Source organism: uncultured Veillonella sp., from assembly GCF_905209685.1.
GTDB lineage: Bacteria > Bacillota > Negativicutes > Veillonellales > Veillonellaceae > Veillonella.
In genome coordinates, this window is the sequence record NZ_CAJLUB010000046.1 from 1 (window position 1) to 11,845 (window position 11,845).

The window sequence follows — 11,845 nt, forward strand, 5'->3', positions numbered from 1 at the left end:
CGATAAGCTTAAGTAACCGTTGGAGATTCGAATACTTCGCTTACGATATGTCTTACGACCTTATTTAGTATACAGTATGTTCCGTAACTTGTAAAGATATATCATAAATAAAAGAGGGCCACAGCCCTCTTCTACTATTTTGCACCAAGCATCATACGGTCACTTAATGCACCTTCACCAGCTACTTCAAATTTTTGTAATAAATCAGCAACTGTTAATTTTTTCTTTTCTTCCCCTTTTACATCATAAATAATGCGACCAGCATCCATCATGATGAGGCGATTACCAAAGCGCAATGCATCACGCATATTATGAGTAATCATAAGAGTTGTCAAATTATGTTCTGACACGAGTTTATCTGTTAATTGCAAAACATTTTCTGCAGTCTTAGGGTCAAGAGCCGCTGTATGTTCGTCTAGCAATAAAAGGTCAGGACGGAGCATAGTAGCCATCAATAATGTAATAGATTGGCGTTGACCACCAGATAATAAGCCCATACGAGCAGACAAACGGTCTTCAAGGCCTAAACCTAATAATGCAAGGCGTTCTTTAAAGAATGCTTGTTCACTATCTTTGAAAGCCCATTTAAGACCTAAGTTTTTACCACGGCGCATAGCAAGAATCAAGTTTTCCTCAATTTGCATATTACCTGCCGTACCAACCATAGGGTCTTGGAATACACGGCCAATGTATTTAGCACGTTTGTATTCTGGCATTTTTGTAACATCAATATCATTAATAGTAATGGAGCCTTCATCAACTGGGAATACACCAGCGATGGAGTTTAGCAACGTACTTTTACCAGCACCATTACCACCGATTACAGTACAGAAATCGCCTTCTTCTAAACGAAGATCAATACCTTGAAGAGCAGTTTTTTCATTGATTGTGCCCTTAAAGAAGGTTTTTACCATATTTTTTACTTCTAACATAGTGTCCTCCTTAACGAGCCAACCATTTTGCTTTCAATGTAGGCAAGGAAAGCGCGATGGCAACAAGAATAGCAGTGAATAATTTCAAATCGTTTGGTGGCATACCCATATAGAGTACAGCCGCAATAACGATACGATATACGATAGAACCAAGTACTACAGCAATGAGGCTACGTACGAAGGATTTTGTACCAAATACAACCTCACCAATAATTACGGAAGCCAAGCCGATTACGATAGTACCAATACCCATACCTACATCGGCAAAACCTTGGAATTGACCGATCAATGCACCAGACATACCAACAAAACCGTTGGAAATCAAAAGACCAAGAACGATCATGTTGTCTGTGTTTACGCCTTGAGCGCGAATCATTTGAGGATTAACACCTGTTGCACGTAAAGCTGTACCAATTTCTGTACCGAAGAACCAGAATAGTAATAAGCAAACTACAACAGCTACGATGATACCTACGATAGCTGCAGACCACATATTTGCTGTATGAAGTACACTACCGATAATTGTATAAATTGTATCCATACGAAGCAAAGATACGTTAGCTTTACCCATAATATGAAGATTAATGGAGTATAAAGCAATCATTGTTAAGATACCAGCTAATAATGCAGGAATCTTCAATTTTGTATGAATCCATCCTGTCACAGCACCAGCAGCCATACCGCCAATGCCGGCAATCAAAATAGAAAGAATTGGGTTCATACCACTAGTAATTAAAATTGCGGAAATAGCCGCTCCCATTGGGAACGTACCTTCTACGGTTAAGTCAGCCACATCTAATACACGGAAGGTGATGAATACACCAACCGCTAACAAAGACCATAAAAGGCCTGTTGTTATGGTGCCTACCACTAAATCTAACATCAAAATCTCCTCTATTGTTTCATATCTTTACGAAGTGCTTCAGGAATTGTGATACCTAATTTTTTAGCACGTTCTTCGTTAACAGTTAACTTAATATCTTTTTGTGTTTCAATGGCTAAATCAGAAATTTTAGCTTCACCAGAAAGCACTTTGGCAGCCATTAAACCAGTTTGATAACCTAATTTATAGTAGTCAACAGAATATGTTGCCACACCACCAGTCATTGTCATACCTTCATCGGCAGCAAATACTGGAATTTTAGCAGCATCAGTAATTTGAGCTAAGTTAGCCATAGCAGATGCCAATACATTATCAGTTGGTGTATAAATAGCTTGTACATCTTGGTTTACAAGATTTGTAGCGGCTTGTTGGATATCATTTACATTAGAAACAGTTGCTTCTACAACTGTGATACCTTTAGTAGCTGCATAGGCTTTCATTTTTTCAACTTGAAGTTGGGAGTTGATTTCAGAAGATGTATAAATTGCACCAATACGTTTAACATTTGGTACTAATGCAATAATAAGATCAACCTCTTTTTCTACAGGTGTCATATCAGATGTACCAGATACATTGCCACCTGGATGTTCGTTAGATTGAACGAGTTTTGCTGTAACGTAGTCTGTAATAGCAGTACCCATGATAGGAATATCATGAGATGCGTTTGCCATAGTTTGTGCTGCTGGCGTTGCAATGGCTAATACTAAATCTTTTTTATCAGATACAAAGCGTTGAGCAATACTATTCAAATTAGATTGGTCAGCTTGAGCATTTTGTTGGTCTAATTTGATGTTCTCTCCATCTTTATAACCTTTAGATGCAAGGCCATCAACAAAGCCTTTGTTAGCAGCATCAAGGGATGGATGTTCTACCAATTGAATAACGCCGATTTTCTTTTGATCATTAGTTGCTGTGTTGGAACCGCAACCAGCTACCATTGCCATAATAGAGATAGCACTAAGTGCTACTGCAATACCTTTTTTCCAGTTCATATGTAACTCCTTACCAGTTGTGTATTAAATCATAGTTGCTTTGTTCATCAATTCTTCTGGTAATGTGATGCCCAATTTTTGTAATTTATCTTTACTTACAACTAATTTAAATTCTTTTTGCATTTCAATAGGCATATCTTCAATTTTAGCTTCACCGGTTAAAATTTTAGCTGCCATTAAACCTGTTTGGTATCCAAGTTTGTAGTAATCTACGGACAAGGACATTACAGCACCACCTTTTACGTGGTTATCTTCGCCGCCAAACACAGGAATTTTTGCTGGGTCGGTAATCGCTACAAGATTGCTCATCGCAGAAGCTACAACATTATCTGTTGGTACATAAATTGCATCAACATGTTGAGATACAAGATTTTGTGCTGCTTGTTGAATATCGTTTACATTAGAAACGGTAACCTCTTCAACCTTGATACCTTTTGTAGCTGCATACGCTTTCATTTTCTCGACTTGAATTTGAGAGTTTACTTCACTAGAGCTATAAATAGTACCAATTGTCTTAGCATTTGGTAATACTTTTAAAATTAAATCAACTTGTTGTTCTACTGGGTTCATATCGGATGTACCAGATACATTACCACCTGGATGTTCATTAGATTTAACAAGTTTAGCTGCTTCATAATCAGTAATTGCAGTACCCAAGATTGGAATATCGTGAGTTGCATTTGCCATAGATTGAGCTGCTGGTGTTGCAATGGCTAAAATTAAGTTTTTACGATCAGATACAAAACGCTGTGCAATGCTGTTCAAATTAGATTGATCTGCTTGTGCATTTTGTTGGTCAAAGGTGATTTTATCAGCTAAGCCCTTTTCTTTTAAAGCATCAACAAAACCTTTGTTTGCTGCATCTAGTGCAGGATGTTCTACCAGTTGTACTACGCCAACCTTGTATTCACCATTAGATGTTGTTCCATTGGAGCCACAGCCTGTGAATGCCATCAATGCTGCCGCCGTGAGCGCTAGGGCAATACCTTTTTTTAAATTCATGGGGATTTCCTTCCTATCTGCAATGACTATAATACATCTATTATAAACAAATTTCTTTACTACATCAATGTAGCAGATTAAAGTATTTTACATTTGTCCATTTATAGGACACATAAAAATGTGAAATCCTCTTATTTTTCAAGTGATGCTAACATGTCTTCTGTTAGCTCATTAGCCGCTAAAATATAATCTTTAAGCGTCCCCTTATCGAGAGCGACCTTCATAACAGGAACTTCAAATGGGTCAAGGATGACACACATTAAAATTTCACCTGTTACATAATACCCAACAACAGCTTCCCCTTCTTCAGGATCTAATGTTTCACGTTTTACCATTACACAATAAGGTTTCATTACCTGTGCTGCAGCTTCTGCCACCTCTTCACGATTAGCAATATACTCTTCTGCCTTTGTTTCAGGAATATCAAAGATATCGACCTTTACCGTCTTAACCTCTGTAGCCTCTCCCTTAGCTGCCTCTATAGCTGCACCTAAATCTGTTTGCTTCATATATACCTCACATAGAATGGACTTTCACCATTGGTGAAAGCCCCATAAATTTAGATTGATTCATCTGCTGCATTTAAGAATGCAACGTAGCATTGTTTAGCCTCGTAAATATCGGCTTTGGATGTAACCTCCCATGGAGCATGCATGCTAAGCACGGCTACGCCACAGTCGATAACATTCATACCGTATAAGGCCATGATATACGCAATGGTACCACCACCGCCAAGGTCAACCTTACCAAGCTCTGCAGTTTGATATGTTACATTGTTAGATTCCATGACACGACGAATAAAGCCCATATATTCAGCATTCGCATCATTGGAACCAGATTTACCACGAGAACCAGTAAATTTATTGAACACAACACCCATACCTAGGTAAGATGCATTTTTCTTTTCGAAAGCAGATGCATATAGCGGGTCATAACCGGCACTAACATCGGAAGATAACATACGAGAATTTCCCAATGTACGTCGTACACTTACAGAATTAGGTTTGCCCATTAGGGTAAGCACTTCTGCTACTGCATTTTCAAAGAAGCGAGATTGCATACCTGTAGCTCCCACAGAACCAATTTCCTCTTTATCTACAAGCAAACAACAAGTTGTACGTTTTACATTGTCTACTTCAAGCATAGCCACTAAAGATGTATACGCACAAACGCGATCATCTTGACCATAAGCCATAACCATAGAACGGTCAAAGCCCATATCACGAGCCTTGCCTGCTGGTACGATCTCGAGTTCTGCAGATAATAAATCACGTTCTACAAAGCCATATTCTTTTTCAAGAAGGTTATTAATAAATTTAGTAACCCCTTCTTTTTCTTCATCTTTTACAGGACGGCTACCAATAAGTAAATCGAGGGCCTCCCCTTCAATTACCTTCGCTGCATTCTTTTGCATTTGTTCTTGTCCCAAATGAGGTAACAAATCTGTAATGCAGAATACAGGATCATTTTCCTTATCGCCAATATTAATGTTGATACGTGTACCATCTGTTTTAACTACTACGCCATGAATAGCGAGAGGCATGGCAACCCAATGGTATTTCTTAATGCCCCCATAATAATGGGTATCCCAAAATACTAAATTACTATCTTCATATTGTGGGTTTTGCTTTACATCGATACGTGGAGAGTCAATATGAGCACCTAAAATATTCATACCAAATTCAATATCATCGGTACCAATGTTAAACAAAGCAATGGATTTATCCATATGTGTGTAATAAATCTTGTCACCTGCTTTAATTGGTGTATTGGATTTAATAATATCTTTTAAGTTTACATATCCTTTAGCTTCTGCAAATTCAACAGCTTGTACAACGCATTCACGTTCTGTTTTACCATTATCTAAAAATTGACGATATGTATCACTTAAGGCATATACCTTTTCCATTGTGGCATCATCATAATTATGCCAAGCATATTTACGTTCCATAATCTATCCTTTCTATAAGCTCACAGTTTAACCATTACGGCTCTATCATTGTGAACCTGTATTAACAACATTATTTTTGGCGGTCCTTTTCCAGTTCCGCCCTGCGAAATTCTAAATATTTTCGCTCTTTTTCTCGATTAATTTCAGACTTCTGAGTATATAGAGAACGAATTTCGTCCGTACAATGGGTCAATACCTTTGTAACGTAGAATTTGGTACTACCAGACTTAATCGTATATTTTCCAACTTTAAGTTGCACTGCAAAATCGCCGTGTTTCGGACAAACGCCGATGGCGAGATGCTTGTCCCCTTGTAATCGTTCAGGCCTAGTCATTTCTAACCGTGTCTGACAATATGGACAGAACGATAATCGAACCCGTCTATCATGAACGATACGTTTCTTCTCAGGGAAGTTTTCATACATAAAAAATGTCAGAATCGGTGGATATAAGAAAGGATTACTGCTTTCCTTTCGAATTTGATCATAATGTAAAATACCTTGTGGTATATCTAATTTTTGACATATATGTGCCGTAAACACAGCATCATGTAACGCATTATGAGCTGATAAATGCTCGGTAGATATATTAAGATCCTCCATGGCATGCGCTACAGAATACTGTTGACTTGTACCATATCGTTGATAGGAGTAAATCATCTGTGCATCAACCCATTGATCATAAGATAGAGCTTTCATCCTATGAAGCATCAGGTTTTCACGCAATATGAGAATGTCATCAGAACCCCAAGATAACAGCATATACTCATCACCACACCAGTTTTGAAAGTACTGCATAGCAGTCTTAAATGGTACACCATGATCGAGCTCTCGAGATGTAATACCAGTTAATTCACGGACATGTTTATGCATCCGTGGCAGATATTGTGGTTTGATGAACATTGTAAAATGATCTACAATGTCCATCTTTTCATTCAGTTTTACCGCTCCGATTTGAATGATTTCCCCTGTTAACGGCATTTTTGTGCGCTTCATAAAGCTAATATCGTTGCTATAGGGCTGATTCCACTCTAAATCAAATACAATATAGTTCATATGTTTATTTCGATTCTGAAAGCAACGTTTCCGCTGCTTTAATGACCTGTTCTTCAGAAATTACGGACAAACCTTTGTAATTTCCTTCTTTAATAATCTTCTTCATGCTTTTACCAACCTCATAGGAGTCCATCGTTTCAAGAACGATAGCATGAGCTTGGTACGGACCATAAAAGAATGGGTTTGATGGACCGTAAAGCGCCACAATTGGCACCTTTTGGCTGATGGCCACATGCATAGGACCAGAGTCATTTGTAATCAATAGATTACAGCGGCTCATTGCCGCCGCCAACGGTCCTAACTGGAATTTTCCGGTAGCCACAATCGGTTTCGTTTCCATGTGTTCTACTACAGGTTGCACCATTTCGAGATCCATAGGGCCGCCAAAGAATACTGTTTTATACCCTAAATGACCGAAATAATCAGCTACATGGGCAAATCGTTCAGCAGGCCAGCGTTTCTCAGGAACAGCACTACCAATATTAAAACCGATGAGCGTATCACTATCTGTCAAACCATGACTAGCATAGAACTCCTGAGCCTCACGGCGCCATGCCTCACAAGTTTCAATATGTAAACCAGAGTTAGAAATATCCGTTACACCTAATTGTTCTAGTACATTGATGTACATATCTGCAGCGTGGCGAGTTTTACGGTCTAGACGGGTATACTTTGTCATAAACGGTCTAAATAAAAAATGACTCATACCAGTCGTAATGGGCGCATGAATCTTCCAGGCTAAATAGGAAGTACGTTCATTAGGATGTAAATTGATAACGATATCAGGTTTACCCTTTGCATTAATCTCTCGAGCTATCTCATTGAGCCCAGAAATACTATTATGACGCCCCTTTTTATCTACAACGATAAGTTCATCAATATTTGGATTATATTGCATCACTTGTTGCAGTTTTTCATCTATTACATATGTAATATGACTATGTGGAGCCGCTTTACGTAGCACCTCTAAGAATGGAGTCGTTAAAATAACATCACCTAAGTGCATGAGAAAGGTGACCACAATGCGTTTATAATCAAGTTCCATTATAGTTCCTTTCCAATTACTTGCTCATATACAGACCACACAGCATCTACAGGAATTTGAGCCATACAATCAGGATCATCTACTAATGGCTGTTCAGGTGTAGCCTTTGATGTAGGTGAAATAATAAGATGTACATGACTCCCTCCATATGGACCAGTTCGTTTTGGAGATGTGGTTCCAAATAATGCAATCAAAGGCCGCTTCAGAGCATTAGCAATATGCAAAGGGCCCGTATCAGCACTGATGAAAATTTCACAGTGTCGAATCAACTCAATTAGCTCTGGCATGGATGTAGATCCCACTAGGTTAATGAGATTCTTATTTTTCACATAGTTTTCTATGAAAGCTCCTTTTTCTGCATCATCAGGAGCCCCGGCAATAACAACTTTTTTACCAGACTCACATAAACGGATACATAGCTCTCCAAAGTTAAGGAGAGGCCATTCCTTAATAATCCAGCGAGCACCAGGTACAACAACTATATAATCTTCGTCAACGCCATGACAGGCTAACTTCTCTTTTACGGACTTCTCAGCATCTACGTAGGCAGGCATAGGAAATTCTATACTATCTACGTCACCACCGAGGGCTCGAACAGTATCTAAATAGCGTTCAATGACATGGTCGTATTTATGCTCACCTACTAGTGCTTTATTGACTAAATTACTACCTTCCCGAAGCTCCCAGTAACCATATTTATCAGGAGCCCCAGATAGTAAAGATACAATGGCGCTCTTCGCAATACATTGTAAGTCCAATGTCATATCAAAGTGACGACTATGTAACTCCTTACGTAATTGCCATAGATAGGCAGGTTTTTTAAGTTGTTTCTTGTCGATAATGATTACATCATCCACCCATGGTGTACCAGGCAGAAGGCTAGCAAATTGCTCATGAATAGCCCAGGTAATATGCGCATTAGGCCAATTTTTACGCACTGCATACAAGGTAGGTAATGCATGAATCACATCACCTAAGGAACTCATCTTAATGATGAGTATGTTCTTGTAGTCTTTCATATAGCCTCCCAAGATACAACACCACAACTAAACAACCTTATATCACCTTAAACTAGACTCAAGTTAAAGGTAAAACAATGTAATGGTAATAATTAACTAAATAATAGTCTTAATAAAATCCAATAGATTTGTACCAGTGAATAAATAACCTCTTACGCCAGCTGCTTCTGCTGCATCAACGTCGCGCTGACTATCGCCAATAAGGAAACTACTTTTAGGGTCTACATCATAATCCTTAATAGCTTGATTAATCATGCCAGGCTTTGGCTTTCTACATTCACAATCGACAGCATAAAAAGGCACAGAGCCTTCTTTATGGTGAGGGCAATAATAAAAATGTAAAATTGGTGCCCCACTGCGATCTAATTCATGAGCCATGTGATCATGTAAAATTTGAACATCAGATTCCTTATAATAACCTCTAGCGACACCACTTTGATTGGTCACTACAATGAGATCATAACCCTTACTATACGCATAAGCCAGAGCTTCTTTAGCACCATCTACCCACTCTAAATCACTGATTTTATATAGATAGCTAACATCTTTATTGATAACACCATCGCGATCTAAAAATAATACCTTGCGCATTAACGTAAATACCCTTCGTTATTATCGAGTAATTCACAATATTCCTTAACAGCATCTTCCATTTTATGGAACCCTTTATCATAACCAGCAGCCAATAATTTAGTAGTATCAGCCTCTGTAAAGCTTTGGTATTTACCTTTTAATACCTCTGGGAATGGAATGTATTCAATTTTACCTTTGCCGTTGTAGTCAATAACAGCTTGCATAAATTGGTTAAAGCTATGAGCATTACCTGTACCGCAGTTGAAAGTACCAGAAATTTCAGGATGTTCCCAGAAATAGAAGTTTACATTAACTACGTCTTTAACATAGATAAAGTCACGTGTTTGACCACCATCTTCATAGCCATCTGTACCTTCAAATAGATTGATAATACCAGTTTCTTTATTTTTATAGAACATTTGGCGAACTAAGGAAGCCATTTTATCTTTATGAGCCTCATTAGGACCATATACGTTAAAGTAACGTAAGCCTACTACTTGAGCTGTATATTCACCTTCATATTTACGTACATAGCGATCGAATAACAATTTGGAGTACGCATATGGGTTAAGTGCTTCTTCAGCTTCTGGTTTTTCTACGAAACCATTTTTACCATTACCATAAGTAGATGCAGAGGATGCATAGATGAATGGAATACGACGGTCTTGGCAATAGTGGAATAGATTTTTAGAACCTTCATAGTTATTCTTCATCATATATTTGCCATTATATTCCATTGTGTCCGCACAAGCACCTTCATGGAATACAACTTCGATAGGACCTACATCGAATGTACCATCAGCAATAGCACAATCAAAATCATCACAATCGATATAATCCAAGAATTCTAAATTTTGAATATTTCGGATTTTACGACCATCTGTAAGATCATCAACAATAAGAATATCTGTACGACCGCGGTCATTTAACGCTTTCACAATATTACTGCCGATGAAACCAGCACCGCCTGTTACGATAATCATAATTTACCCTCCTTAGCCATAGTAGCTATTTTCCCTACAATATCGGATGTAGAGTAACCTTCTTTAAATGAAAGCACCTCTACATGATCTACGGACTCACGTCCAATAATATCTTCTATCTTATAATCGCCGCCCTTAACTAGCGTATTAGGACGCAAATAAGCTAATAGTTCAGCTGGTGTATCCTCTTCGAATAAAACCACACCATCGATACAACGCAACGCACTTAATAATGCTGCGCGATCTTCTTCACTTACGATGGGACGTGTTTCGCCCTTTAGACGTCTAACAGAAGCATCGGAATTCAAACCAATAATTAGATGATCACCTAACTGAACCGCCTCTTGTAAGTACGTAATATGTCCACGATGAAGAATGTCAAAGCAACCATTTGTAAACACAACAGTTTCACCCTTGTTTTGCCATTGTGTAATAAGCTGCTTCATCTCTTCCTTTGTGTATAAAGGCTTCGATTGAACACTATGCTTATATGAATGCCATAAATCCAATAGTTCAGAACGATGAATTGGATATGTACCAACCTTGGATACGACAATGCCTGCTGCACCATTTGCAATATGTAATGCTAAACGCATAGATAGGCCACTGGCAAGGCATGTCATCATCATGGATACAACCGTATCACCTGCACCACTTACATCGAATACCTCTTGTTGTGTGGCAGGATTATGCCATGTACGGCCATCCTTTGCAATAACAGTGATCCCTTTTGCGGAACGAGTAGCCACAATGTACTCTAAATCAACATTAGCCAGTACTGACTTAGCTGCTTCAACAATAGTGGTATCATCATTTTCTAATTTACGACCTACACATTCACCTAGTTCTTTTACATTTGGTGTAATGCATGTGGCACCGTTATATTTAGACCAATCAGAACCCTTAGGATCTACGATTGTTTGTACGCCATACTCCTTAGCTAAACTAAAGATTTTTTTTAGCAATGTCGGTGTACAAACGCCTTTACCATAGTCAGAAACAACAATGCCATCGATACCCGCTTTACAGAGATTTTCCAACCATGTAGATAGTTTCTGTTCTTCATGGATTGTCAAATCTGTTATGGTTTCAAAATCTAAGCGCATCATCTGCTGACGATCACCTAAGATGCGCATCTTAGTAATAGTAGATCGATCGTCGCTCGTCAATAAACCTGTTGTATCAATCTTATCTGCATCAAGTAACTGTTGTAATAAACGACCATGGTCATCATTACCGGCAATAGCACCAAGATATACTGTGCAATCTAAATTTGATAAGTTCGACGCAACATTACCAGCACCGCCAAGCACTTCTTTCATCTTTGCCACGCGGTTAACAGGAACCGGTGCCTCTGGAGAAATACGACTTACATCACCAAAAACATAACGATCTACCATAACATCACCTA

At 38.5% G+C, this 11,845-nt stretch carries 12 protein-coding genes; all 12 read right to left on the reverse strand.

What is annotated here, in order from left to right:
- Window positions 1–134: 134 nt before the first annotated feature.
- Window positions 135–932, reverse strand: coding sequence for an ABC transporter ATP-binding protein (locus tag QZ055_RS04920; RefSeq protein WP_295825027.1), 798 nt, complete (start codon window positions 930–932; stop codon window positions 135–137).
- A 10-nt stretch (window positions 933–942) separates the two neighbouring features.
- A complete protein-coding gene (locus QZ055_RS04925; RefSeq protein WP_024066234.1) occupies window positions 943–1,815 on the reverse strand; it encodes an ABC transporter permease in 873 nt (290 codons plus the stop codon).
- An 11-nt stretch (window positions 1,816–1,826) separates the two neighbouring features.
- Window positions 1,827–2,807 (reverse strand): ABC transporter substrate-binding protein, encoded by a 981-nt coding sequence (locus tag QZ055_RS04930; protein WP_178885117.1) that lies wholly within the window; start codon window positions 2,805–2,807, stop codon window positions 1,827–1,829.
- A gap of 24 nt (window positions 2,808–2,831) precedes the next feature.
- Entirely contained in the window at window positions 2,832–3,809 is a 978-nt protein-coding gene (locus tag QZ055_RS04935; RefSeq protein WP_005386885.1) for an ABC transporter substrate-binding protein, read from the reverse strand.
- A 131-nt stretch (window positions 3,810–3,940) separates the two neighbouring features.
- Window positions 3,941–4,318: a hypothetical protein gene (locus tag QZ055_RS04940; protein ID WP_295825029.1), complete on the reverse strand. Its 378-nt coding sequence runs from the start codon at window positions 4,316–4,318 to the stop codon at window positions 3,941–3,943.
- 50 nt (window positions 4,319–4,368) lie between these two features.
- Complete coding sequence (locus tag QZ055_RS04945) at window positions 4,369–5,760, reverse strand: aminopeptidase (RefSeq protein ID WP_295825031.1); 1,392 nt, start codon at window positions 5,758–5,760, stop codon at window positions 4,369–4,371.
- Window positions 5,761–5,830: 70 nt separating this feature from the next.
- Window positions 5,831–6,814, reverse strand: coding sequence for a 3'-5' exonuclease (locus QZ055_RS04950; RefSeq protein WP_295825032.1), 984 nt, complete (start codon window positions 6,812–6,814; stop codon window positions 5,831–5,833).
- Window positions 6,815–6,818: 4 nt separating this feature from the next.
- Window positions 6,819–7,859 (reverse strand): glycosyltransferase family 9 protein, encoded by a 1,041-nt coding sequence (locus QZ055_RS04955; protein WP_295825034.1) that lies wholly within the window; start codon window positions 7,857–7,859, stop codon window positions 6,819–6,821.
- Window positions 7,859–8,878, reverse strand: coding sequence for a glycosyltransferase family 9 protein (locus tag QZ055_RS04960; protein WP_295825035.1), 1,020 nt, complete (start codon window positions 8,876–8,878; stop codon window positions 7,859–7,861). The genes QZ055_RS04955 and QZ055_RS04960 overlap by 1 nt, the downstream gene beginning before the upstream one ends.
- A 96-nt stretch (window positions 8,879–8,974) precedes the next feature.
- Window positions 8,975–9,469, reverse strand: coding sequence for an HAD family hydrolase (locus tag QZ055_RS04965; protein WP_295825036.1), 495 nt, complete (start codon window positions 9,467–9,469; stop codon window positions 8,975–8,977).
- Window positions 9,469–10,434 (reverse strand): ADP-glyceromanno-heptose 6-epimerase, encoded by a 966-nt coding sequence (rfaD, locus tag QZ055_RS04970; RefSeq protein ID WP_295825039.1) that lies wholly within the window; start codon window positions 10,432–10,434, stop codon window positions 9,469–9,471. Before rfaD ends, QZ055_RS04965 begins: the two co-directional genes overlap by 1 nt.
- Window positions 10,431–11,845, reverse strand: a 1,415-nt coding sequence (gene rfaE2 / locus QZ055_RS04975) for a D-glycero-beta-D-manno-heptose 1-phosphate adenylyltransferase (RefSeq protein WP_295825040.1), incomplete at its 5' end; no start/stop codon positions are given. The genes rfaD and rfaE2, both read right to left, overlap by 4 nt.